The sequence below is a fragment of the Thiomonas sp. DCM-2 genome, assembly GCF_056820905.1.
On sequence record NZ_CM165962.1, the window covers coordinates 1,898,971 to 1,923,720 of the forward strand.

Annotated in this window: 20 protein-coding genes and 1 pseudogene; 10 read left to right on the forward strand and 11 right to left on the reverse strand. The window is 67.4% G+C overall.

The annotated features are described in order from the left end of the window. Window positions 1-13 precede the first annotated feature (13 nt). Both AC1ZQA_RS09110 and AC1ZQA_RS09115 read right to left on the reverse strand, forming a co-directional pair. Window positions 14-1,306, reverse strand: a complete 1,293-nt coding sequence (locus tag AC1ZQA_RS09110; protein ID WP_482676658.1) for an NAD(P)/FAD-dependent oxidoreductase — start codon at window positions 1,304-1,306, stop codon at window positions 14-16. 303 nt (window positions 1,307-1,609) lie between these two features. Next, the gene (locus AC1ZQA_RS09115) at window positions 1,610-3,124 is read right to left on the reverse strand and encodes a bifunctional hydroxymethylpyrimidine kinase/phosphomethylpyrimidine kinase (protein ID WP_482676659.1); all 1,515 of its coding nucleotides are present in this window, start codon (window positions 3,122-3,124) and stop codon (window positions 1,610-1,612) included. Window positions 3,125-3,262: 138 nt separating this feature from the next. On the opposite strand from AC1ZQA_RS09115, the gene AC1ZQA_RS09120 reads away from it, so the two are divergent. After that, window positions 3,263-3,811: a hypothetical protein gene (locus AC1ZQA_RS09120; protein WP_482676660.1), complete on the forward strand. Its 549-nt coding sequence runs from the start codon at window positions 3,263-3,265 to the stop codon at window positions 3,809-3,811. Window positions 3,812-3,843: 32 nt separating this feature from the next. Here AC1ZQA_RS09120 and AC1ZQA_RS09125 read toward each other — a convergent pair whose 3' ends face one another. Both AC1ZQA_RS09125 and AC1ZQA_RS09130 read right to left on the reverse strand, forming a co-directional pair. Beyond that, complete coding sequence (locus tag AC1ZQA_RS09125; RefSeq protein ID WP_482676661.1) at window positions 3,844-5,379, reverse strand: heavy metal sensor histidine kinase; 1,536 nt, start codon at window positions 5,377-5,379, stop codon at window positions 3,844-3,846. Beyond that, entirely contained in the window at window positions 5,369-6,046 is a 678-nt protein-coding gene (locus AC1ZQA_RS09130; RefSeq protein WP_482676662.1) for a heavy metal response regulator transcription factor, read from the reverse strand. The genes AC1ZQA_RS09125 and AC1ZQA_RS09130 overlap by 11 nt, the downstream gene beginning before the upstream one ends. Window positions 6,047-6,207: 161 nt before the next feature. On the opposite strand from AC1ZQA_RS09130, the gene AC1ZQA_RS09135 reads away from it, so the two are divergent. The 4 genes from AC1ZQA_RS09135 to AC1ZQA_RS09150 all read left to right on the forward strand — a co-directional run bounded on the left by AC1ZQA_RS09135 (window position 6,208) and on the right by AC1ZQA_RS09150 (window position 12,476). After that, window positions 6,208-7,626, forward strand: a complete 1,419-nt coding sequence (locus AC1ZQA_RS09135; RefSeq protein WP_482676663.1) for a TolC family protein — start codon at window positions 6,208-6,210, stop codon at window positions 7,624-7,626. A gap of 6 nt (window positions 7,627-7,632) precedes the next feature. After that, window positions 7,633-8,640, forward strand: coding sequence for an efflux RND transporter periplasmic adaptor subunit (locus AC1ZQA_RS09140; protein ID WP_482676664.1), 1,008 nt, complete (start codon window positions 7,633-7,635; stop codon window positions 8,638-8,640). Then, on the forward strand, window positions 8,640-11,861 hold the full coding sequence (locus AC1ZQA_RS09145; protein WP_482676665.1) for an efflux RND transporter permease subunit: 3,222 nt from the start codon (window positions 8,640-8,642) through the stop codon (window positions 11,859-11,861). The genes AC1ZQA_RS09140 and AC1ZQA_RS09145 overlap by 1 nt, the downstream gene beginning before the upstream one ends. A 75-nt stretch (window positions 11,862-11,936) precedes the next feature. After that, complete coding sequence (locus tag AC1ZQA_RS09150; RefSeq protein ID WP_482676666.1) at window positions 11,937-12,476, forward strand: cupredoxin domain-containing protein; 540 nt, start codon at window positions 11,937-11,939, stop codon at window positions 12,474-12,476. A gap of 15 nt (window positions 12,477-12,491) precedes the next feature. Here AC1ZQA_RS09150 and AC1ZQA_RS09155 read toward each other — a convergent pair whose 3' ends face one another. Next, complete coding sequence (locus AC1ZQA_RS09155; RefSeq protein WP_482676667.1) at window positions 12,492-14,180, reverse strand: multicopper oxidase family protein; 1,689 nt, start codon at window positions 14,178-14,180, stop codon at window positions 12,492-12,494. 200 nt (window positions 14,181-14,380) lie between these two features. Here AC1ZQA_RS09155 and AC1ZQA_RS09160 point away from each other — a divergent pair, with 200 nt between their 5' ends. Then, the gene (locus AC1ZQA_RS09160) at window positions 14,381-14,704 is read left to right on the forward strand and encodes a PepSY domain-containing protein (RefSeq protein ID WP_427944409.1); all 324 of its coding nucleotides are present in this window, start codon (window positions 14,381-14,383) and stop codon (window positions 14,702-14,704) included. An 81-nt stretch (window positions 14,705-14,785) separates the two neighbouring features. Here the strand turns inward: AC1ZQA_RS09160 and AC1ZQA_RS09165 are convergent, their stop codons facing one another. Both AC1ZQA_RS09165 and AC1ZQA_RS09170 read right to left on the reverse strand, forming a co-directional pair. Beyond that, the gene (locus tag AC1ZQA_RS09165) at window positions 14,786-16,459 is read right to left on the reverse strand and encodes a DUF5666 domain-containing protein (protein WP_482679307.1); all 1,674 of its coding nucleotides are present in this window, start codon (window positions 16,457-16,459) and stop codon (window positions 14,786-14,788) included. Next, entirely contained in the window at window positions 16,452-17,357 is a 906-nt protein-coding gene (locus AC1ZQA_RS09170; RefSeq protein ID WP_482676668.1) for a DUF6502 family protein, read from the reverse strand. Before AC1ZQA_RS09170 ends, AC1ZQA_RS09165 begins: the two co-directional genes overlap by 8 nt. Before the next feature lie 132 nt (window positions 17,358-17,489). Here AC1ZQA_RS09170 and AC1ZQA_RS09175 point away from each other — a divergent pair, with 132 nt between their 5' ends. From AC1ZQA_RS09175 to AC1ZQA_RS09190, 4 genes are all read left to right on the forward strand, one after another. Then, a complete protein-coding gene (locus tag AC1ZQA_RS09175) occupies window positions 17,490-19,259 on the forward strand; it encodes a hypothetical protein (RefSeq protein WP_482676669.1) in 1,770 nt (589 codons plus the stop codon). A gap of 1 nt (window position 19,260) precedes the next feature. After that, entirely contained in the window at window positions 19,261-20,127 is an 867-nt protein-coding gene (locus tag AC1ZQA_RS09180; RefSeq protein ID WP_482676670.1) for an EAL domain-containing protein, read from the forward strand. A 49-nt stretch (window positions 20,128-20,176) separates the two neighbouring features. Further along, window positions 20,177-20,491, forward strand: coding sequence for a hypothetical protein (locus AC1ZQA_RS09185; RefSeq protein ID WP_482676671.1), 315 nt, complete (start codon window positions 20,177-20,179; stop codon window positions 20,489-20,491). A 162-nt stretch (window positions 20,492-20,653) separates the two neighbouring features. Continuing rightward, window positions 20,654-22,468, forward strand: coding sequence for an ArnT family glycosyltransferase (locus AC1ZQA_RS09190; protein ID WP_482676672.1), 1,815 nt, complete (start codon window positions 20,654-20,656; stop codon window positions 22,466-22,468). On the opposite strand, the pseudogene AC1ZQA_RS09195 reads toward AC1ZQA_RS09190, so the two are convergent. The 4 genes and pseudogenes from AC1ZQA_RS09195 to thiO all read right to left on the reverse strand — a co-directional run. Next, window positions 22,452-22,526: pseudogene (locus AC1ZQA_RS09195) on the reverse strand (TMEM175 family protein); the annotation flags it as partial. The gene AC1ZQA_RS09190 and the pseudogene AC1ZQA_RS09195 overlap by 17 nt on opposite strands. 2 nt (window positions 22,527-22,528) lie before the next feature. After that, window positions 22,529-23,407 (reverse strand): thiazole synthase, encoded by an 879-nt coding sequence (locus AC1ZQA_RS09200; RefSeq protein WP_482676673.1) that lies wholly within the window; start codon window positions 23,405-23,407, stop codon window positions 22,529-22,531. 1 nt (window position 23,408) lies between these two features. Further along, entirely contained in the window at window positions 23,409-23,639 is a 231-nt protein-coding gene (thiS, locus tag AC1ZQA_RS09205) for a sulfur carrier protein ThiS (RefSeq protein ID WP_482676674.1), read from the reverse strand. Next, complete coding sequence (gene thiO, locus AC1ZQA_RS09210) at window positions 23,636-24,748, reverse strand: glycine oxidase ThiO (RefSeq protein WP_482676675.1); 1,113 nt, start codon at window positions 24,746-24,748, stop codon at window positions 23,636-23,638. Before thiO ends, thiS begins: the two co-directional genes overlap by 4 nt. Window positions 24,749-24,750: the final 2 nt, after the last annotated feature.

Consider the following 24,750-nt stretch of genomic DNA (forward strand, 5'->3'; position numbering starts at 1 on the left):
TCCCGTGCGCGGCTCAGCCCGCGATTTTTTCCGCCATGATGCGCGCGGCATCCAGCCCCCAGGGCGGCATCTTTCCCTTGGACCGGAAGAACAGGTTCTTGTACTGCATCTTCAGCAGATAGGGGATGTGGCCGAGCTTGAGCACCTGGGTGTCACCGCCAAACCAGGAGTTGGAGCGGATATAGAACGCCTGGTTGTTGCCAATGTCGCCGATGCAGTACACCACCGGCTCCAGCTTGCCATCGGCTTGCTCCGGAGTCAGGCGCTTCATGTCCTTGGCGATCTGTTTGCCGACGATCTCGGTCTGCTGGTGGCCGATGGCGCCGAGCTTGGGCACAGTGACGGCAGCGCAGTCTCCAGCGGCGAACACGGTGGGGTATTTTGGGTTGCGCATCAGCAGGTCAGTGATGATGAAGCCCTCGCTGTCGCTGATTGGCAGCCCCTTGAGGAAGGCATGCGGCGTCCAGTCGGGGAAAATGATTTTCAGCTCGGCCTCGACCGACTGGCCGTTGGCGAACTCCACGCCCTCCTTGGTCAACCGCTTGATGTCGTGCGTCTTGTTCATGTAGTGAAAGCCCATGCCGCTGGCGATGTCGAGCAACTGACCCACCACTTTCTCACCCGCGTCTTCCGCAATCAGCGCTGCCGGAGTGAACACGGTGATCTTGTCCGGCCCGCCCTTGCCGTTTTGCCCAAGCCAGGTGGCACAGGCCAGCATGGTTTCCACCGGCGGGCCTTCGCAGGCGGCCTCGGCGGACGGAATGCTGCCGCCAGGATAGGGTGCCAGCCCCTTGGCACCATCGCCCTGGGTGAAGCGCGCCGAGCCGATGGCGATCGGCCCGCCCTTGTAGTCGTGCATCAGGTACTGGCGCAGCGCTTCGCCGTAGGTGTTGTCGGTGACGGTGTGGCCGAACTGGGCGAAGCCTTCGATCTTGTCGAAGGCCAGCCGGTTGCCCAGCGCGACCACCAGATAGTCGTAGGTCGTGGACGTGGGCGCCGCACCCGGGCGCTCACTCGGCACATAGTCGACGCGCCTGGCATCCACGTCGAGCGCGGTGACTTCTCCCTGGATGAAGCGTGCGCCGATGTCGTGCAGCGGCTCCAGGATGTCCATGGTCATGGTGAGCTGCGGGTTGCGGTTCTCGAACACCTCAGCCGGAATGTTGGGGACGTACAGCAAATAGGGCTTGCGGTCGATCACGGTGATGTCGACGCTATCACCCGCATATTTGCGGATTTCCTGCGCACTGCCCAGACCGGCGAAATTGCCGCCCAGAATCAAAACCCGTGGCTTGTTTGTGCTCATGGCGTTCTCCTGAAGTGAGTTGGTGATCCAGGACGGAACCCTCCGCGCCCTGGGGACCAGAAACGCCAATCAGACAACCCTTGTCGCAACCGGTCTTGAATCGACCATAGTCCTGCGGGTATGTCATTTCAAACGAAACATTCAAACTATTGCATTTGTTTGCATCAGCGACGTTGCTTCACATTTTTGATGAAAGAAGACGCAAGATTTCAGAGAGATTTCATTTTTTGACAGCAGAATCGCGCGAACTTTTCCGAAGGCCACCACAAAGACACCCCATCAGGCAGTCGGCCTGCGACGCGGCTACACCATCGCCTGCGCCACCGCCTCGTCCGCACAGGCGGGCCAGATGTGCAGTGCCTCGCGCACGGCCAGCCGCGGGTTGGCGGCCTGCGTCACCGCGCTGACCACCGCGGCACCCGACACCCCCGTGGCGCGCACCTCCGGCATCTGGTTCAGCGCAATGCCGCCGATGGCCACCACCGGGTAGCGCGGTGACAGCCACTGCCGCCACATCGTCAGGCGCTCCAAACCCAGCGGACGATAAGGCATGACCTTCAGCGTGGTGGGAAACACCGGTCCAAGTGCGATGTACGAGGGCCGCAGTGCATGCGCGCGGGACATCTCGGCCGGGGTATGGGTGCTCAGGCCCAGCCGCAGCCCCGCCGCGTTGAGGGCGGGCAGGTCGGCGGTATGCACATCGTCCTGCCCGAGATGCACGCCGTAGGCACCCACGTCCAGCGCCTCGCGCCAATGATCGTTGATGAACAGCTGCGTGCCTGGCACCTCGCGTGCCGCCTGCACCGCAGTGCGGATCTGCATGCGCAGGGCAGCGCCCTCGACATCCTTGATGCGCAGCTGAATGGTGCACACACCCCACTCCAGCAGGCGCAGCACCCAGTCCACATCCGGGACCACGGGATAGAAGCCCAGATGGCCGATCAGTCGGGCGAACTCGGGCGGGGCATCCTCTGCCTGGCCGGGCAGCGGCTGCCAGGGCAGATCATCGCAATTCGGTTGCGCATCGCTGCGGGTATTGGGACGACCCGGGCCGATGGTGACGGCCTGATCGATTCCGGCATGCACACGCAGCTGCGCCTCGGTCGCGGCGTCGAGCATGCTCCAGTCCTCGGCCAGCCTGGCGGCGCACACGCTGGAATGCACGCAGCCCGAACCATGCGCGCTGCGCGGCAGGCGACGGCTGACCAGCGGCAGCACGGTGCTGCGGGAGATGTACCAGTCAGTGCTGTGCGCTCCCCAGGCATGTCCGCCCTTCACCACCACCGCCCGGTTCGGCGCACCGGGCTCCAGCCAACGGCTGCGGATCGCGGTGATCCACGCAGCCGGCGGTGGCCCCATGTCCCAGGCCGGCAGATCGAGCAGCGCGCTGGCCTCCACCCGGTTGGGGGTGATGAGTTCGGCGCGGTGCGCCAGCCGCATGGCCAGCCCGCCGCCGTGCGCCTGCGTCCACAGCGGCGTGCCGTCGCTGGCGGCCAGCACCGGGTCCCACACCACCGGGCACGCACGTGCCTCGATGAACTGCGCCACTTCTTCGGCCACTGCCGCGTTGCCCAGCATGCCGATCTTGATCGCAGCGGGCTCACCGTCGGCCAGCAGGGTGCGCAGACTGCTGCGCAGCAACTCCACATCGATTGCCTGCACGGCCTGAACGCCATAGGAATTTTGCGCGGTCAGCGCCGACGTGATGCTGGCACCACGCCAGCCCAGCGCGCTCCAGGTGGCCAGATCGGCTGTCAGGCCCGCGCCGCCGGTCGGGTCGTGCCCGGCAATGGTCAGAAGATAGGGTGTCGTTGTCATGGCGCATTTCTCCCGGTTTGTCGCAGTGTAAGGAAGCCGTGCGCTGCGTCGGGCTTGGGCAGCACTGAAGTAGGCTGTGCATGCGTCTTGCCCTTGCCCTGCTGTCAACGTTCTCACCCCAAAGACGTTCAAGCCCTCATGAAACCCAATCTGATCCTTTCCGCACTTCTGCTCGGCGCCGGTGCGCTGGCCTTGCCAGCGCATGCTGAAGGCCCACCCGTCAGCATCCAGTTCAGCATCGGCACGCCGCCACCGCCGCCGGTCTATGTCGCGCCGCAGCCGGTCTATGTGCCGCCTCCGGTGGTCGTGTCGGCACCGCCGACCATGATCTGGCTGCCCGAATTTGGCGGCTATGTCGCTCTGGGCATTGCCCAGCCTCTGTTCTATCTGGGCGGCGTGTATTACTACAACAGCGGCGGCCGCTGGTACGTCGGCCCGGGCTATGGTGGCCCGTGGCACCCTGCCGAGCGCATACCCCCGGGTCTGCGCAAGTTCCACGATCGCGACTGGCAGCGCGCACAAGACCGTGCCTACCGCTACGACCGTGATCCGCAGTGGAGGCGCTTCAGGGCCGAAGGCCCCAAACCTGGACACGGCCCGGATCGCCATGACCGGGGGCATGGCAAGGGTCACGGCGACGACCACGGAAAAGGTCACGGCCACGGTCACGACCGTGATGACCACTGAGTGAGGGCTGCCTCAGCCCGTTGCCGCTCGCCTCAGCGCAGGGGCCAGTCCAGCAGGATGCGGGTGCCGTGGCCGGGGCGGCTTTCCACGCCAACCTCGCCGCCGTGCAGACGCACGATATTGCGCACCAGCGCCAGACCCAATCCAAGTCCGCCGCGGCTTCGGCTGCGCGCCGGGTCGGCGCGGTAGAACCGATCGAACAGAAACGGCAGGTGCTCGGGGGCGATGCCGCAGCCGGTGTCGACCACCTCGAAGCGCACGCTGCTGTCCTGCGGATGGGCGCTCAGCGTCACCGTTCCGCCGCGCGGGGTATGCGCCAGCGCATTGCCGATGAGGTTGGCCAGCGCGCGTTGCAACAACATGCGGTCGGCTTGCAGGATGCATTGTGGCGCGGCGTGAACTGCGAGGCGCACACCGGCTTCGGCTGCCGTGGCGTCGAAGAACTCGGCCAGCGCGCGCAGCTCGCGCTCCACATCCAGCGACTCCAGACGCAGCGCGGTATCGGGGTGCTCGGTCTGCGCCAGGAACAGCAGGGCCTGGATCATCTGCGACAGCCGCGCGCATTCCTCCACCGCCGATTCCAGCGCCTCGTGGTACTGCGCCGGTTCGCGCGGACGGCCCAGCGCCACCTCAAGCCCGCCCCACAGATTGGAGAGCGGCGTGCGCAATTCATGCGCGATGTCGGCGGAAAACTGCGAAATGCGGCCGAATGACTCTTCCAGCCGCTGCAGCGTGGCGTTGAACGCCAGCGCCAAGGTCTGCAGCTCATCGGGAAGCTGGCGGGTGTCCAGCCGTCGGTGCAGATCCTGCGCGCCGATGTCGCGGGCCGCGTCGGCCATGTGGCGCAGTGGGCGCAGGCCCCGCCAGGCAATGCCGTAGCCCGCCGCCGCCGCAGTCACGATGGCAGCGAGCAACACCACGGCAAGGCGCAAGCGGTAATCAGCCAGAATGCGCGACTCCGCCGTGCGGTTGAGCGCCACCTCCAGGCGCATGGCCTCGGGCGCCGCGCCCGGCGTGGTGCGGGCGGTCAGCGGCAGCATGGCGGTAAGGAAATGCAGGTCGTGCGGCAGATGCGCCTTGTGCAGTTGCGGCACACCCTGCGCGTCGGGCCATTGAAAGTCTGCAGCGGTCAGGGCCGGATTGAACCCCGGCGTCTGCAGCAGCACCGCACCACCGGCAGTGCGCAGCCGCAAGAACAGATCGCGTGGCGCATCCGGCGGCAGCTTGAGATCGGCCTCCTGCCGCAGCGCATCGCTTTGCACCGGCAGGTTCTGCAGCAGGGCGGCCACGGTGTCGAGCTTGCGCTGCACCGATTCACGGTCCTCCTGCATCATGCGCGCGCTCAGGCCCCAGTACACCCAGCTGCTGGCGACCAGCAGGATGAGCGCCAGTGTGAGCGCGAAGGTGCTGGCCATGCGCGCCGCAAGCGAACGCGGCGGCAGGCCGTACTGGCGCAGACGGTTCAGCGCAAACTCGGTCCAGCGCGCTGCGCCGCTCCCCTGCCCGGCCCTGCCCGCCAGCGGGGCGGGAGCGAAGGCAGGGGCGTCTCCTCCTGCCTCACTGCGCATCGCGTGCCTCCAGGACATAGCCCACGCCGCGCACGGTGTGCAGCAATGGCGCGGTGAACGGGTCGTCGAGCTTGCTGCGCAGGCGCCGGATGTGGACGTCCACCACATTGGTGTCGCTGTCGAAATTCATGTCCCACACCTGCTCGGCGATCAACGTGCGCGACAGCACCTCGCCGGCACGCCGTGCCAGCAGCGACAACAGCGCGAATTCCTTGGGCGTGAGTGCCAGCCGCTGGCCCGCACGCTCGGCGCGCTGGCGCTGCAGGTCGATGCGCAGATCGGCCACGTCCACCACATCGGGAAGCCGCGCCGGGCCGCGCCGCAGCACGCTGCGCACCCGCGCCAGCAATTCCGAAAACGCGAAGGGCTTGACCAGATAGTCGTCGGCCCCCAGTTCCAGGCCGCGGACACGGTCGGCGACGCCGTCGCGCGCGGTGAGCATGAGCACTGGCGTGGTCTGGCGCGCGCGCAGTTCACGCAGCACGCTCCAGCCGTCACGCCCGGGCAGCATGGCGTCGAGGATGATGAGGTCGTAGGGATGGGTCAGCGCCAGATGCAGGCCGTCGATGCCGTCGGCCGCGACGTCTGCGACAAAACCATTCTCCCCGAGACCGCGCTTCAGATAGGCAGCGGTCTTGGCTTCGTCTTCGACAATCAAAATGCGCATGGCGCGATTGTCGATCGATGCGCGGCAACCTGGCGTATCCGTCTGCAACATGACGGAATCGTCATGCGCCGTTCATGTCGGCGCCAGACTTTGCGGCGCAGCATGAGCGCATGGAAACACCCCCTTGCCGGCCTGCATACCGCAAACCTCTGCTGGCTGTGATGCTCGCAGCCCTGCTGGGTGGCTGCGCCAGTGCGCCGCCCGCGCGGCCCGCGATCACGCCGCTGGCGAGCGCGCAGGCGCTGGAGCAGCGCAGCCTGTCCGATCCCGGCCTGCAGCGCTTTCTCGCCACGCAGGCCGGAGCGCCACAAGCGGCCGGGCAAGCCTGGACGCTGCAGCGCCTGAGTCTGGCCGCGCTGTATTTCCACCCCAGCCTGCGGGTGGGACGCGCCAGTGTGCAGCTGGCCGAAGCCGATCTGCGCATCGCCCGGCAGCGCCCCAACCCCAGCCTGCAGCTCGGGCTGAAATACGGCAGCGCCGCAACGCTGATGGCGCCCAGCCCGTGGACGGTGGGTGCCGCCATTGGCCTGCTGCTGGAGTCGCATGCCCAGCGCGCGGCGCAGACGGCGCAGGCCCAGGCGGGTGTGCACGCCGCGCAGCTGCTGCTGCACGCGGTGCGCTGGCAGGTGCGCTCAAGAGTGCAACGGGCGGGCATCGCGCTCTGGGCCGCACGCCAGCAACTCCGCCTGCAACAGCAGGTGCTGGACACCGCGCTGGCCTTGCAGGGCCGCACTGCGGCGCGGGCGCAGGCCGGCCTGGACGCGCCGCTGGCCGCCGCACTGGCACAGCAGGCCGCGCAGGATGCCGCGCTGCAGGTCAGCCGCGATCGCGGCATCGCCCATGCCGCGCAGATTGCGCTGGCTGCGGCCATCGGCGTGCCGGAGACCGCCTTGCAGCACGCGCGCCTGGATTTTTTCGAGCTGCACGCCGCCCCGCCAGACCCCGACGCCGCTCGCCTGGACCGCCTGCGCCGCGCGGCGCTGGAACGCCGCGACGATGTGCGCGCCGCCTGGCAGCGCGTGCAGGCAGCGCAGGCTGCCTTGCAGGTGGCGCAGGCCTTGCGCGATGGCGTGCCGCCCTCCATCGCTCCGGGCGCCGAGCGCGATCAGGGGGTGAACCGGCTGATGGTTGGCGTGCGCGTGCCGATGCCGCTGTTCAACCAGCATCAGGGACAGATTGCCGCCGCACGCGCCCGGCTCGCGCAGCAGCAGGCTCTGCTGCAGCAGGCACAGGCGCAGGCGCTCGCCCACATCGAGCAGGCCGAAGCCGCACTGAGCGCGGCACGGCAGCAGGCTCGCCAGAGTGCACAGTTGATGGCCGTGAACCGCGCCCTGTGGGCCGCCGACAACGCCGCACAGGCCAAAGGGCTGATCGGCCCGGTACATACGCTGCGTGCGCAAATGCGGCTGCTGAAGACGGAACAGGCCGCGTTGCAGGCGCACGCCGCGCAATGGCAGGCCTTCTCGGCCCTGCAGGCCGCATTGCAGCTGCGCATTGCGTCCACGCAGACACGGCGACCCGGCGCCCTCCCCGAGACCAACCCCACCCACCTGTCCCGCGTCGTCTGGCGCACGGAGTGAATCCGAATGCAAGCGTGTTTCAAACGACTGTCCCGTACAAGCGTCCTGCTCACGGCAGGTCTGCTCCTCGCCGGGCTGCTCACCGCTGTGGTGCATGCCGCCTTGCCGCAAGAGGTGGTGTGGACCGCGGCGCAACGCGCCTCTGCGGGTTTGCAGATTCAGCACTGCGCTTCTGCGGCGTATCGCCCGCAGTTCACCGCCAGCGCCACGGTGCGGAGCACGGCTGCGCTGTTGCGCGACTTCAGTGCACTGGAGGCGGCGCAGGCGCAGATTGCGGTCGCAAAAAGCCGTCTTCAGCTCGCCACACTGCAGACACAGCGTGCCGAGGGGCTGTATGACGCCGGGCAGAATGTCGCGCTCGCCACCGTGCAGCAGGCGCAGGCCGGCGCGGTGCAGGCCAGGGCCGAGGTGGGCGGCGCGCAGGCGGCCTTCGGTGTGGCGCAGGCCCAGATCACCGCCGATCTCGGCCCGGCCCTGACTTTGCTGCTGCAGCACGATGCGCGCCTGCGTCAGTCCATCCTGAACGGGCGCGAGCTGATCGTCGATCTCAGTCTGCCACCCGGCCGCACGCTGCCCCCAGCGGCACAAGTACGGCTGCAGATTCCGGGCGGCGCACACACCGTGTCGGCCCGTGTGATCGGCCCGGCTGCGGCGGCATCCAGCCAGTTGCAGGGCTTGCGCGAAGTGCTCGTCGCCCCCGCGACGAACGGTCTGATGCCGGGGTTGAGTCTGCAGGCGTCGGTGCAATCGGCGCAGGCGCAGGCCGGCGTCTGGCTGCCCGCCAGCGCGGTGGTGTGGAGCGGCGGGCAGGCGGGGGTGTTCGTCGCCACATCCACGGCCAGCCACGCGCTGCGGTTCACACCCCGCAAGGTCTCGACCGCCTGGCCGCTGCACGGCGGCTATGTGCAGCCGGGCTGGCCAGCGCTGGACGTGGTGACACAAGGCGCCGGGCTGGTGCTCACACCACCGCCCAAGCCACACGCCTTGCCGACCAGCGGCGGAGATGACGACTGATGACGCAACATCCAACGCCTCCAGAGCCGGACTCCGCCCGACCCGCTGCCCATGAGGGTGAAGACAACTTCGGGCGTTCGGGTGTTTTTTCCACCGGTTTGCAGGCCGCGCTGATCGCGCGATCCATCCGCCACCGTGGCGTGGTGCTCGCGCTGGCCGTGCTGCTGGCAGCGCTTGCCGCCTGGAGCGTGCGCGATGCGCGCACCGATGTCTTCCCGGAATTCGCCGCGAAGATGGTGAAGGTGCAGACCGAGGCGCCCGGCCTGTCGCCCGAACAGGTGGAACTGCTGGTCACCGACCCGCTGGAGGCCGCGGCCAGCGGTCTGCTGGGGGTGAAGCAGGTGGCGTCGAAAAGCCTGCCGGGCATTTCCATTCTGAAACTGTATTTCGAAGCCGACACGTCACTGCAGAACGACCGATGGCGCGTGGCGCAACACCTCGCCAGCGTGCATTTGCCGACAGGCGTGGGGCCACCGCGGCTGATTCCACTGACGTCTAGCACCGGCACCGTGCTGATGGCGGGGCTGACCTCGCACCGCAAGACGCTGATGGACCTGCAGGCCATCGCCCAGTGGGACATCCGCCCGCAGCTCATGGCCGTGCCCGGCGTGGCCAATGTGCTGGTGTTCAGCCAGCAGGTGCGCGCATTGCAAGTGCGTGTCGACCCCGGCGCGCTGCAGCGCTTTGATCTGGACCTGCAGCAGGTCCGCGCCGCCACGCGCAACGCCACCGGCCTGCTCGGCGGCGGCTTCATGCCCACGCCGCAGCAGCGCGTGCTGCTGGTGGCGCAGGCAGGAGCGACCACGCCGCAAACCCTCGCTGCCACCGTGCTGCGCGCCACGCCGGACGGCACGGTGACGTTGGGCGATGTGGCGCATGTCGGTTATGCGCCTCTGCCGGCGATCGGCGGCGCCAGCATCGGCGGGCAGCCTGCAGTCATTCTCAAGATTCAGGAGTCCTTCGGGGCCAACACCCTTGCGGTCACGCGCGGCGTGCAGGCGGTGCTGCAGCGCCACCGCGAGAGTCTTGCAGCGCAGGGCATCGTGCTGCATGCCAATCTGTTCCGCCCGGCCGACTTCATCACCCTGGCCATGCGCAATGTGCGCGATGCGCTGCTGCTGGGCGCTGCTCTGGTGGTGTTGGTCATTGCGCTGACCCTGCTGGACTGGCGTGCCGCGCTGATTTCCTCGCTGGCCATACCGCTGTCGCTTCTGGGCGCCGTGACGGTACTGATGTGGATGGGCGTCACGCTCAATGTGATGACCCTGGGCGGACTGGCAATCGCCATCGGCGTGGTGGTGGATGACGCGGTGATCGACGTCGAGAACATCCTGCGACGGCTGCGCGACAACGCTGCGGCCGCGCAGCCGCAGCCGCCGCTGCGCGTCATCCTCACGGCCTGTCTGGAAGTGCGCGGCGCGGTGGTCTATGCCACGGCAGCAGTGCTGCTGGTGATCGTGCCGGTGCTGTTGTTGCCGGGGCTGTCGGGGCGGCTGTTTTCGCCGCTGGCACAAGCCTATGCCCTGGCGGTGCTGGCCTCGCTCGGCGTGGCGCTGACCGTCACCCCCGCGCTGGCTGCGCTGCTGCTCACCCGGCGCGGTCAACGCCTGCACACCCCGGCGCCGGTTCGCATCGCCCAGCGCGGCTACACCGGCCTGCTGCGGCGCCTGCTGCCGCACTGGCTGCCCGCCGCGCTGCTCGCCGTATTGCTCGTGGCTGCCGCAGGGTGGCTGGCGAGCGGCATGGGTGGCAGCTTTCTGCCGCCGCTGCAGGAGGGGCAATTCGTCGTGCACATGCGGCTGGCGCTGGGGGCGTCGATCACGGCCTCGTTGGACGAAGGCGCACGGGTGGTGAAGGCGCTCGAAGCCCTGCCGCAAGTGCGGCTGGTGGCACAGCACACGGGACGCGCCACGCTCTCGCCAGATGCCTCGGGCACGCAGAGCAGTTCGCTGGACGTGAACCTCAAGCCGGGAGCGGATTCGGCGCAGGCGCTGGCTGCCATCGATCGCGTTCTAGCCGGATTTGCCGGGGCGAGCTTTCGCGTCAACAGCTTTCTCACCGAGCGCATGGACAACACCGTGGAGGGCGGCGCCGCAGCGCCGCTGGTGGTGAACGTGCTGGGCAACCATTTGCACACCATCGACGCCGTCGCGGCCCAGGTGGCCGCAGTGCTGAACCGCCTGCCCACCGCCACCGGGGTGCAGGTGCAGGCGCCACCCGGCGTGCCGCAGCTCGACATCGCGCTGCATGCCGACGCGCTGCGTCGGTGGGGCTTGCAGCCGCTGCCGGTGCTGCAGGCCATCCACACCGCATTCGCGGGCAGCATCACCGGCACGGTGTTCCACGGCGCGGTACCGGTGCCGGTGCGCGTGGTGCTGGACCGCAGCGCCCGCGACAACCCGCAGGCGCTGGGCGATCTGCTGATCCACACTCCCTCGCTGGGCTTCGTGCCGCTGGCACAACTGGCGCACATCGCTTCGGCCAGCGGGCCGTCGGACATCCGGCATCTGGGCGGGCAGCGGGTGCAGACCGTGCTGGCAAGCACCACATCCGGCAATCTCACCGGCTTCGTGGCGCGCGCGACACAGGCCATCGACCGACAGGTGCCCATGCCTCCCGGTGTCACCCTGCAGTTCGCGGGCGAGGCGGCGCAGCGCAGTGCCACGCTGCAGCGCCTCCTGGTGGACGTGTTCGGCGTGATCGCCGGTCTGGTCTTGCTGCTGAGCGTGGCACTGCGCCAGACCTCGGCTTCTCATGTGCCGCCGCGCGCAGCCACCTCCACCGCCACGCGGCAGGTGATGCTGGTGCTGCTCTCGGTGCCTACCGCGTGGGCCGGGGGCGTGTTCGCCGCCTGGCTGTCGGGTGGGGTGCTGTCGCTCGGCGCGGTGATTGCCCTGCTGGCGCTGATGGGCATCAGCCTGCGCAATGCCATTCTCATCTTCGCCCACGCTGCGCAACTGCAGCGCGAACGCGGTCTGCAGTGGAACGCCGACACCCTGCAGCGCGCCGTGGCCGAGCGGCTGGCGGCCATCGTCATGACCAGCCTGGTCACTGCCCTGGGCGTGCTGCCGCTGGCTCTGGGCCAGCACGCGCCAGGGCGCGAAATCGAAGGGCCGATGGCCGTCGCCCTGCTCGGCGGCCTGCTCACCAGCCTGCTCTACAACCTGTTCGTGCTGCCCCCGCTGGCGTTGCGCTTCGGTGTGGCGCAACGGGCTGAATGACAGACCGTTTCTTTCCCCACCGGGTGCGGCGATGGACGCGCCGGTGGCATCCAACCCATCGTTCAGGAGATCGCCATGCACACATCGCCTCCCTCGCGCCGCATCCCTCACCTGCTGCGCAACTCCGCCGCAACCCTGGCCGTTGGCCTGCTGCTGGCGCCGGCCAGCAACGCGGCTGCTGCGCCGCCGGTCTATGTGCACATGAACGGCGCGAACATGTTTCTGGAGAATGTGGTGGTCGTGCGCCCCGGGCAGGACGTGGTGTTCGTCGACCAGGACACCGGTGCGCACACCATCATCGGCTACGACCCGGCCACAGGCAAAACCAGCACCCGCTTCGATGGCGCGGTGCAGGGGACGCCCGGCCCAGGACATCCGGTGAGCACCTACGCGATTGCGTTCAAGCACACCGGGCTGCAGTTCTATTACTGCTCGGTGCATGCCGAACTGGTGAAGGAGCCGGGCGGGCGCACCGTGGCGAAAAAGCGTCCGACCGTGCACGGCTTCGGCGACCCGATGGCGGGGCTGATCATCGTCACCACCGACAAAAAGCTGCTGGCCGACAACCCGGCGACAACGCACCAGAAAATCCTGCCGGGCTATTTCGGTGGCTGAATCCGGCGGCTGCGTTCAGGCCACGGTGAACTGCCCCATCATGCCGTTGTCCTCATGCTCCAGGATGTGGCAGTGAAACATGAAGGGGTGCGCGTCACTCGCGGGCTGGTTGAAATGCGCGATCAGCCGCACGGTTTCTCCGTGGCGCACCAGCACTGTGTCTTTCCACCCGGCCTCGTGCGCCGGTGGTGTGTCGCCATGACGGCTGAGAATCTGGAACGAGGTGCTGTGATAGTGGAAGGGATGGGCCATATGCCCCTGGTTGATCACCTCCCAGATTTCGGTGGAGCCAAGTCGCAGGCGCTGATCGATGCGCTCCATGTCCATGTGGTGGTGGTTGATCGAAAACAGCTTGGCCCCACCCGTTCCGAGACGCATGCCGCCGGGGCCAGATGTCTCGGCAGAGCGCATGCCGCCCATGCCACCCATGCCACCCATGCCACCCATGCCACCCATCATGCTGCCCGACATGCCCTGCAGCGTGAAGCGCCGCACCGGGGCGTCGGCCTTCAGCACGGGAAGATCCACCATGCGCGCTGGCAAGTGGCCGCGTGTGCCCGACGGCGGGCCGACGCGCAGTTCCAGCAGGTCAAAGCCTGCGTGGTCGTCGCGGTCGGCGTCCATCGGCATGGAACTCAGCCCGGGCACGACCGCACCGGAATCGCTGCGCAGCACCAGTCGCCTGCCCTGCTCGCGGCGTAGATCGACCAGAATTTCGGCACGCTCGCTCGGCGCCAGCAACAGGCTGTGCACCGCCACCGGGCGCGGCAACAGACCGGCGTCGGTGGCGATGACGTGAAACGCCCGTCCATCGGCAAACGCCAGGTTGAACATCCGCGCATTGGCGGCATTGAGCACCCGCAGACGCACCCATTGCGCCGGGGCACTCCAGTAAGGTTGCTCGCGGCCATTGACCAGGAAACGGTCGCCCTTCATGCCCATGCGATCCATCATGCTGGTCATGTAGAGCAGGTGGCCATCTGCGGCGATACGGCGGTCTTGCAGGATGAGGGGCAGATCGTCCACGCCATAGTGCTGTGGCAGCCCAAGATGCTGGTCGGCCGGGTCGTCCACCAGCAGCATGCCGCCCAGTCCGGCATAAACATGCGGCCCGGTCCGCGTATCGGGGTGAGGGTGATACCAGAGCGAGCCCGCAGGTTGTTGCAGGGTGAAGTACACACGGGCCTGCCCGCCGGGCGGGATGAGGCTTTGCGGCCCGCCGTCCATCTCGCCCGGCACATGGGCGCCGTGCCAGTGCGTGGTGGTGGACTGATCGAGCGCGTTGTGCAGATCGATGCGCACGGCCTTGCCACGCGGCACCCGCAACGTGGGGCCGAGCACCGCGCCGTTGTAGCCCCAGGTCGCCGTGTGCAGACCGTCAACCAGCATGCTGCGACCAGCCGCCATGCGCAGGGCGTACTGCAGCACACCGTCCTGTTCGGTGCCGTGAAGTTCCGGCGGAACCAGCAAGGCGCGCTTGAACACCCCGGCGCGCGGCGCTGCAGCCACCGGCCGCGACTGTCCCATGTCCATGCCGGACATGCCACCCATGCCGCCCATGCTCATGCCACCCATGCCCGCGCCGCGCGCCTGTGCGGTCACTGCCAGGCCCAGTGCCCCGAAAGCCATCAGCGCCTTGCGTCGGGACGCGTCGCGCGGGGCATCCGCTGTGGAGGCGGGCTGAAGGGTGTCAGGCGTTTTCATCGTGTCCTCGGTGGGTCGATTCACAGACCGAACACTGTATGCAGAGTGGTGGGATGGCGTTGTATGCAGATGTCACCCAAACGTGACGAGTTGCTCAGGCAGTGCTCAGTTTCGAGGACGACACTTCCTCTATCGCAAATGGTTTGCGATCGCCGCACCAGGCGGCGTTTCGCTCGCAAGAGTACACAAGGAGTTTGATCATGCAACAACGCAACAAAGCCGCATTTCTGTTCGCCAGCGCGCTGGCTCTCGGTCTGGCCGGTGCCGCCGGCTCCGCCTATGCCATGGACGGTTCACAGTATTCCAAGGAGGCCAAGGTGACGCTGGACGAAGCCCGCGCTATCGCGCTGAAGACCATCCCCGGTGCAACCATCACCGACCAGGAACTGGAGAAGGAAAAGGGCGGCAGCGGCCTGCGCTATTCCTTCGACCTGAAGGTGGGCAACACCGAGCACGAAGTCGGTGTGGATGCCCAGACTGGCGCCGTGCTGGAAAACAGTGTCGAAGGTCCGAACGCGGACTGAGGACACCACACACATCGCGTCAACAGGCCCCTTGACAGGCCCCCGTTCGCCCGGCTCTGCCGGGCTTTTTTTACCCTGAAGTCAATGATCGAGGCTGATCTGCTGCGCCAGATTCTGCCCGCCGGACTGGATGAAGCTCACCTCCACCTTTGCTCCGTTGACCAGCGTTCCACCCTTGGGCGTCACGCCATTGATCTGGATGGTCAGGGCGTTGACCTCGAAGCTGGTGTTCGTGAGGTTGTAGAGCGTGCCCTTGGTCTCCAGCACGGACGCGGCAGACCCTTCACTGGAGCTTGACGCGCCAGTCACGCCCTGGAAGGACACGCTGTAGGCCAGCAGGCCGTTCGCGGTCTGGGTCGCCTCGATCTCCACACTGGCGCCGCTGATCAGTTGCGCCGCCGTACCGTTGCTGAACACGGCATTCGGGGCCAATGTGACCTGGAGGGTCTGGGTCGCGCCGTCATCCTGTGCAGTGAGGGTGAAGGTGCCGCCAGCCAGATTCACCGCACCGACCGTGCCTTGATAGTCCACCGTGCCACCATCGGGCGCGCGGCTGAGGAGGTTCACGCTGCTGGCGGTCACCAGATTGCCATTTCCGTTTGCCACCTGACCGACCACGTCCACATAGACACCGTTGCGCAGCGAGGCGGCCGTGCCGCCGGAGAACGCCACATTCGCCGCAGAGGCATCCACCGGCACGCCACGCACCAGAAAGTTGCTGGCGCTCACATAGCCGGTGATGGTGCCGCGCAATTCCACCTGGGCAGGCCGATCTGCATACGACCGCACGGTCGTGGCAGTGAGTATCCCTGTGCTCGCATCGGACTGCCCCTGCACGACCACATAGGCGCCATTCGTCAGCCCTTGCACCGTGCTGGCAAGACTTGCCGCACTGGCATCCACCGGAATGCCGCCAACCTGGAAACGGCTGCCGGACAACTGCGCCACCAGCCCGCCGACCTGCGCCGGCCCAGACACCCCACGCAGGGTGCGCACGCTCACCGCGCCCGCGGCGATGACGCCATTGGCCGCCGGCGGCGTGTTGCTCCAGACATTGACCAATTGCCCGTTCGCGAGTTGCACGCCGGAGGGCGTGACCACGGTTGATGCACTGGTCTGCACCAGGGTCGTGCCGATCTGGAAACTGCCGCCTGCCGCATCGAGGTGACTGACCACGCCAGTCAATCGCGTGACCAGGTTGCTGCCCGGCAACTGCGCGATGCGCGTGGCCTGGAGATAGCCCTGCCCGCTGGTGGTCTGGCCGTAAGCGCCATGCACCTCCACCTGCATGCCAAGTTGCAGACTGGAAAAATCGTTCAGCCCGCTGTAGTAGGTCACCGGTCCGGCAGCCGCATTGCTGTTGACCGTCACCAGCACCCCATTGACGGTGAAACTGCCGACACCGAGGCTGGTCACGGCCCCGATCAGATCGGGGTCGATCACGACCTTGCTCGGCTGGCCTTGGGCGTCGAGGCGAATCTCCAGTTGGTCGCCCAGATTCACCGCGGTGGAGGCGGTCTGCGCCTCCACGTCTTGATCGGTGCCCGCGTAGTACACCGGGCTGGCGCTGTTGTAGGCCGTGCCGTCCAGCACCACACTGCCGAAACCGGTGACGGTGCCCGTGGAGATACCAGTGCCTCCGGTGCCGACGCCGCCGGTCGTTGCGACCGTGCTCCCGCCGCCACAGGACGCCAGCAAGGCGACCAACAGAGCCAGCGCCGCGGCACCGAGGCTGCGCATGGGTTTTTTATGCATTGTCACGGTCGTCTCCCGTTGCCGTTTGGTCGGGCGGGGGCGTCTGTTGCACGACGTCCTCCGCCCAGTAGTAAGCGCCAAAACGCAGGCGGCAGGTGGCATCGGCGCGGCCCTGGTCGGCCTCGTAACGCCGCGTGGCCTCGGCAATCATGTCGGCCCGCGCCTGCGCCCACAGCCTGCGCGCCAGCTCGCCCAGTTCCCTGGCCGATTCGGGTGTCACGCCTTCCGCGAACACGCTCTGCTCAAGCCGCGGGGACTGCCCCAGCAGATTGCCGACGGCCGCAGCCGCGTGATCCGACAGATTCGCGCCGAACAGGTCGAGCAGATCGCGTGAGCCGGGCGGCGGCACAAAGCCGTCCTGATGCGGCACGATCCATTCCTGCCCCTTCACCGTCTTCACTGTCACCAGCCCCAGGCGCAGCAGGTCGGTCAGTGCGGTGAAGGGGTGGATGTCCTGCGTCACGCTGCGCGCCAGGGTGTCGAACGACGGCGCGGGCCCCAGACGCGGCAAGGCCTTTGGACGTTTGCGCCGGTCACGATAAAGCGGATCCTGCACCCAGCGGGCGAATACCTGCGAGCTGATCGACATTTCCTGCGCGATGCGGCCACGCAAGCCATTGGCGCGCCATTCGCGCACATCCTTGCGGTGCACGCCGCTGAGCAGGCTGATGGCCGAATCCGTGTCTTTCTGCCCGTTGCGCAGCAGTTCCAGCCGGGCCTGTTCGATGAACAGAGGCTTGAGTTCCGCCGCAAGACGGGTGTAGTCCAGACCGCTGGCCAGCAGCAGGCGCGCCAGAGGCGCCATGACCTGTGCCAGCGCCCGCAACACATCCTCCGCCGCAGGCAATGGATGCTCTGGCGGTGCGGTGCTGGGCAGACGGCGCGGAGGGCGTCCCATAGTGGCTGGAAGGCACGTGCTGTGGTGTTGATCGCAGTGTAATGCAAGATTTTTATTGCATGTTATTTTTTCCCATCTATTATTCCGGCACGCATCACCATGCGGCACACCCCTTGACGACTGGAGACTCTCATGCAGCCCGCGCAACCCCGTTCCTACAGCACCCGCAAGCTCCTTCCCATCGCAGCCGCTCTGGCGCTGAGCCTCGGCGCCTGCGGAGGTGGCGGTGGCGGCACCGCCGCAGTCAACCCCACTGCGGCCAACACCACACTCAAGGGCGCGGTGATCGACGCCCCCATCGCCAATGCCACAGTGACCTTCACCACGGGTGCGCCGATGGGTCAGTCCGGCTCGGTGGTGGTCGGCACCGCCACGGCAGACGCCAGCGGCAACTACACCGTGCAGGCAAGCCTGCCCAACACGTCTGTTCCGCTGTTCGCCAACGCCACGTCGCCGGACGGAAAGGTCGTGCTCACCGCCTATCTGGGCACGAGCAGCGCAGTCCTCGCAGCCGGGTCGCTCACCTCGGCCAATCTGCCGAACCTGGTCATCAGCCAGGTGACCACTGCGGCGCTGGCGGTCTACATCGCCGCAGGCGGCAGCTATGCCAACCTCACGCCAACCCTCTACGCCGCCCTGCTGTCGCAGCACCATGACGACATCCTCGCGCTGTCCGCTGCCATCAAGGCCGTGGCCGATGGCTACTGCGCCCGTCCCGCAGGCTATGCGGACACCGACGACATGGCGCGCGGCATTGCGCGCAATGGCATGGCGACTTCAACGTCCAGCGCGCTGAATTCGGCGGCTTCCACACTGGGTTCGAGTTGCGACGGCAACCTCAAGGCGCTGATGCAATACATCGCGTCGGATGCGCGCTGGGCGCCCGAACTCGACCTCGGCGACGTCCTGGAACAAGGCGCACCCGCCGTGGCCCCCGGCACCTACAGCCTGCAGGGTGTGCTGGCGCAATCGGGCATGAGCGCGCTGCCCATGCTGCCCACCCCACCGGCCTCGACCGCGTCTGCCGCCTCCGTTCCAACGCCTGCCAGCACGCTGCCCCCGGGGATTCTGAACACGGTGGTCACGGTGGATGCCAGCGGGAACATCAGTTCGGCGGACGGCCGCGTGACCGGGGTGATCGTCGGCAACCTGATGACCCTGACGGTCAACGATGGCCAGGGCAACACCTATGTGCTGGCGGGCAAGGCCGGGCTGCTGCCCAGCGGGTTCGTGGTCGGCAGCACGGCATCAACCTCCGCCCCCAGCGCGCCTGCAAGCGGAGCCTCGTCCTCCTCATCGTCCACTGGGGCTGCAATCGGCTATGGCCTGCGCATGGGCGGGCGCACCCAATCCGGCGGTGTGCTCACCCGATTCGACGCCGTGCTGGTGCCGCAGAACAGCCAGCCGGGCTGGATGCAGATCGGACAGTCTGGAACATCACACGATGACGGCATCTCTTGCGGGAGCACCAGCGGCATGTTCGGCGTGCGGCTGATGGGCACCGGCGCCAGCGTGGGCGGCCTGGTGCTGGGCGCCTGCGTGATGCCGCAGACCGCAGGACTGAACCTCAGCCCCGCGCTACCCGGCGGCAATGGTCATGAATACGGCGATGACGATTTCAAGCCCGGCGTCAGTGTGAGTTTCACCGGTTTCTCGCTCAACAGCACCAACGGCTCGCCCTACATCCTGAATGCGCCGACGAGCATCACCATCACCCAGTCCAACCCCTCCGGGCAGACCAGCACGCTCACCGGCCAGATGCTCTATGTCATGGGCGCCAAGGACATGATCTTCAGCACCGCACCTGGCTCCAACGGCTCCAGCGGCTCCAACGCCCTGTTCGTGATGAACGAAAACCCGCTGGATACCCTGCAGGAGAACCGCACCCATCAGGACCATTGAGATGGGCGCGCCCGAGTTCGCCCTGCCTGCGGTCGTGCCTGCCGCGGACGCACGCGTCCAGCCCCTCTGGGCGCGAGAGCGCCTGTGCGACCGCAGCAGCGACGCCTTTCCACGCGCCCAACTGCGGCAGGCCCTGCAGGAGCAGCGGTTGTGCGCGGCCTATCAGCCCATCCTGCGTCTGGACGATCTGCAGGCCATGGGCCAGGAGGCCCTGGCGCGCCTGCTGACCCCGCAGGGCCGGGTGGTGGCGGCAGAGGCCTTCATCGGCACGGCCGCCAGTCTGGGCATCGAGCCGCGCATCGACGCGGTCATCACGGCGCAAGCCATGGCGGCAGCGTCGAAGCCCGGGCCGCTGGCCGCCATGCCGGGAAAGTTGTTTCTGAACTGCTCCAGCGCGTTTCTGGCGCAGCCGGCCTGCATGGACAAGCTCGCGCAGCAGCACCTGCACTGGTTGCAGGCCTGGGGCGGCACCGAGGCCACCCAGACACCCTGGGTGCTGGAAATCACCGAGCGTAATCTCGACGCCGATCCGGCTCGGCTGCGCGAGAACCTGCAGCCCTTGCTGGATCTTGGCTTCGAGCTGGCACTGGATGATTTCGGCAGCAATCACAGCGCCTTCCCCTACCTGCTGGCCCTGCCCATTCGATACCTCAAGCTGGACCGAACTCTGGTGCAGTCGGGCCTGTCCTCAGCCAAGGGCGCGCTGGTGCTGCGCCACCTGCTGCGCCTGGCCAACGAGCTGGACCTCATCACCATTGCCGAGGGCGTGGAAAGCCACACGGCACTCCAGTGGCTGCGCGACATCGGCGTGCATTGGGGACAAGGTTTTTTCTGGGGCCAGCCAACTGCCCATCACACGACTCCGTGACCACTTCGCACACATCTCGATCATGTCGACCTTTCCCAACCCAATGCCCATGCGCCAATTCCTTGCAAAAACCCTCACGGCCCTTGCCCTCTCCAGCGCCGCAGCCCTTCCTGCCGCCCATGCGGACAACTCCCCGCTGTGGTCTCTGGCAATCGGCGTGCCCGGACTGATCGCCAATGTCGGCAACGCCTATCCCGTGGCGCCGCAGCCGGTTTATGTGGCGCCCCCGGTGCAATACGTCCCGGCGCCAGGCTATGACGTTGCGCCGCCCTATTACGCCCCCGTGCCGCAATACCGCGATGAGCGGCGCCATCGCGGTCACTGGGATCGGCATCATGAGGAGGACGATCGCGGCGGCGATTGAAACGATGCTGCACCGCGCAGCGCTCTCTTTCATTCCGCCCCGGACATGACGAAATCGACATGTCCCCTTCATTTCTGCGTGCGCGTGCTTCAGCGAAAATAGAGCCGTGGCACATGGGTGCCACCCTCCTGTCAGCCGCTCACAGCCCGCCTCACGCCGCACATGTCCGTCAGCACACCCCCGGTTTCCTCCTGCCTGCAGTCCGCTGCGTTACCGTCGGCCGCGCCTGCACTCGGGCCGAGGCAAGCCGCGCCGGATGCACAGACAAAGTGGCATGCGGCGCTTGCGCTCGATGGCGTCGTGCTGGTGATTGCCGCGATCAGCCTGTTCTGGAACCTCGGCGCCGCGCCCATCCGCGATACCAATGAAGCGCTCTACGCCGACATTGCCCTGGCCATGGCGCATGGCGGCTCATGGATCATTCCCCATCTGAACGGAGTGCCCTACATTGAAAAGCCGCCGCTGCTGTACTGGCTGATGGCGCTGAGTTTCAAGCTCTTCGACGTGGGCGCCTGGCAGGCGCGGCTGCCTGACACCCTGGCCGCGTGGCTGACGGTGCTCGGCTGCATCGCCTTTGGCCGGGCTGTGGCCGCGCCGCTAGCCGGGCGCTTTGCCGCGCTGGTCACCGGCACCGCGCTGGGCTATGTGCTGATCGCGCGCAACATCCTGTTCGATCCGCTGATGGTGTTTTTCTGGCTGTCCGCGCTGGCCCTGCTGGTGCTCGCGGTGGAGCGGCGCCAGCGTGCCTGGCTGCGCGCCGCCGCAGTTGCAGTGGCGCTTTCCACCCTGACCAAAGGCCCGGAAGCGCTGTTGCTGCTCGGTCTGGTGGCCGTGGTGCAACTCGTGGTTGCCCCTGGAACAGGGACGCGACATGAACTGCTGAGGTTCTACCTCGACCCCTGGGCGATCGCACTCTTTTTGCTGATCGCCGCGCCCTGGCATCTGGCCGCGCTCGACATCCTGCCCGGATTCGGCTGGTTCTTTTTTGTCAACGAAACCATCGGCCGGTTTCTGGGCACCCGCATTCCGGATGACTTTCATCATGGCCCCTGGTGGTACTACGCGCCCAATCTGCTGATCGGCTTTTTTCAATGGGTGCCGCTGCTCGCCGTGCTGGCCTGGTTCGCGCCCCGGCTGAGCGGCAACGATGCCGCCTCGGTGTCCGCACGCTGGGCGCGCAATGCGGCCATCACGCTGACCGTGTTCTTCTCCTCTGCGGGCGACAAGGGGGCGTATTACCTCCTGCCCGTCGTGCCGCTGGTGGCCTGGTGGCTGGGTGTGCGGCTGCAGGCCGCCCTTCGGCCAGATGAAGGCGATGCCGCACTGCGACGCCGCCTGGGAGTGGGGGCCCTGCTGTTCGGCCTGGCAGCGCTTGGTCTTTGGGCGTTGACCTTGACACCGCCGCTGCATGCCGAATTGCTGCGCTCGGGCCTGCCGCGGGCGCAATTCAGCTGGTTGCCGACTCTGGTCATCGGGGTTGCTCTGGTGGCCTTTCTCGGTGGCACCTTGCTGCTGCTGCGCAAACTGGCATTGGGGCTTGCGGTATTCAGCCTCAGCGCGGTGATCATGGTGGATTTCGCTGCGCAGCTCGCCGTGGCCAAAACACCCGATATCTCGCAAAAACACGTCGCCGCGGTCATGCGGCAGATCCTTCCGGTACAGACCGTGTGGTTTTCCTGGCAGACCTTCGAGGACCACGACGCCTCGCTGCTGCTCTATGGCACGCGGCACTTGTTTGTCATCGACAGCACCAGCAAAGACCTGTGGTTCGGCTGCAGCAACGATCCGCGCCAGACCACCTGCGTCGACCAGAACGCCGTGCGGCAGATCCGCGCCGAGGGCAGACCCTTTGCCGTTTGGGTGTCGCGCCAGCGGCTGCAGGGCTGGCTGGACAGCGGTCTCGCCCAGGGCTTGCGCAGCCAGCCGTTCAAGGACAGCGTGGTGTTCTACAGCCTCGGCACAAAGTCAGACACATGATGGTGATGATGATGGCAAAGACGCCATCGCTGAACGCCTCGACACGCCCTTTTTCCATGCTCAGGCTCCCGTCTGATGCCAGAAAGGCACGCCCACCATCGGGGTGGACGCCTGCGCCACGTCGCGCGTGCGCATCGGCAGGGCGCGATGGGCCAGGCGACCGGCCTCGACGCCAAGGGCGAAGGCCCGCGCCATCGCCACCGGGTCGCCCGCCTCGGCCACTGCGGTGTTCACCAGCACAGCGTCATACCCGAGTTCCATGACCTGCGCAGCATGATGCGGCGCGCCGATGCCGGCATCGACCACCAGCACACTGCCCGGCAGTCGCTCGCGCAAGGTGCGCAGCGCCGGCAGGTTGCGCGGGCCCGCGCCGGTGCCGATCGGCGCGGCCCAGGGCATGATGGCGGCCACGCCGGCATCGCGCAGCCTGAGCGCAGTCACCAGATCGTCGGTGGTGTAGGCGAACACGGCAAATCCCTCGCGCACCAGGGTTTGCGCGGCGGCCACGGTGTCCCAGGGATCGGGCTGCAGGGTGTAGTCGTCGCCAATGACTTCGAGCTTGATCCAGTGGGTGCCGAAAATCTCGCGCGCCATGTGCGCAAGGGTGATGGCTTCGGCGGCGGAATGACAGCCTGCGGTGTTGGGCAGCAGATGGCGGCCCAGCGCGCGGATGCGCTGCCACCAGGCCTGGCCGGACTGGGTTTCCGGCGCCAGACGGCGCAGCGACACGGTCAGCACCTCCACCTGCGCCGCCTGCACCGCATCGGCCAGCACACTGGGCGCCGGATAGCGCGCCGTGCCAAGAAACAGGCGGCTGCTCAGACTCGCGCCGCCAACCTGCAGCAGGTCGGGCTGGGCAAGCAGCGCGGAGCCGGCAGAGGACACCGCATCGGCTTGTCCCGGCGCTGGCGCTTGCCTGGTTGAGTCGGTCAATTGCATGTCATCCTCCCACCACCGGGCTGACCACCTCGATGGCATCGCCCGGCTGCAGCCTGTGATCTGCCCAGTTCGCGCGGGGCACGAAGTGCTGATTCACCGCGCAGGCCATGGCGCGTGTGGTGTCGTAGCCGCGCTCGGCGAGCAGTTCGGCCAGCGTTGTGCCTGCGGTCTGCAGCGCCTCGCCATTGAGATGCAGCGCGATGGGCGCCGCGTCGGTGTGTCGAGCCGTCATTGCACCGTCTCCTGAGCGCTGGCCCGCGTTGGCGCCAGCAGCGCGAGAAGATCGCGCTCTGCGCGCTGCACCAGGGCCGGCGCGACGAGAAATCCATGCCGATACAGGCCGTTGAGATGCCACACGCCGTCGCGCTGCGCCCAGACCGGCTGATGATCGTCGGTCGCGGGACGCAGGCTGGTGGCCACGCGGGTGATGCGCCCCTCCCCGAATGCCGGATGCACGCTGTAGAGCGCGCTGGCGAGTTCCAGCATGGAACGCACAGTGATCGGCCCGGCGTCCTTCGACTCCAGTTCGGTCGCGCCGATGATGAAGCGCCCGCCGCTGCGCGGCACGATGTAGAGCATGTAGCGCGGATGGATCAGTCGCACCGGGCGCCGCAGGCTCACGGCCGGGCATGACACGGTGAGCACCTCGCCGCGCACCCCGCGCATGCCGGGCCACTCGGCAGCCACGCCGCGGCAGTCCACCACCGCATCGGCGCGCAGTTCCACGCCGTCCGCGGTGCGCACGGCATGGGTGTTCAGGCTGTGCACCGTCGTGCGCTCCAGCCACTGCCCGCCCACCCGCGCCATGGCCTGCAGGATGGCGTCCTGCAAGGCGCCGAGCAGTTGATCGTTGTCGAGCTGGCCCTCCTGCGGCAGCCACAGGCCGCGCGCGAAGCGCCCGGCAAATTCCGGCTCCAGCGCGGCGATGCCCTCGCCGTCCAGGTTCTGCACCGCGTCGCGCTTGCTTGCAGGCAGACGAAAGCGGATCAGATCGGCATAGTGCGCCAGGCCGGGATAGTCCGGCGCATGCGCCACCACCAGTGAGCCCTCGTGGCGGAAATACACCGCCTCGCCAGTCTGCTCCCTGATCTGGGCCAGCCAGCGCGGCCACAGCGCCAGCGACTCTTCACCCAGTCCGAACAGATGGGCGTCGCTGACCACCAGTTCGGCGTAGGGCGCCAGCATCGCGGCGGCCACGCCGGCGGCATGATCGCGATCGCTGCGGGCGCGGGCATCGATCAGCGTCACCGGCACGCCGGCACGCAGCAGCCGCCACGCCAGCAGGCGCCCGGCGAGCCCGGCACCGGCAATCGCCACAGAACCGACAGCGGGGTTCGCCATGG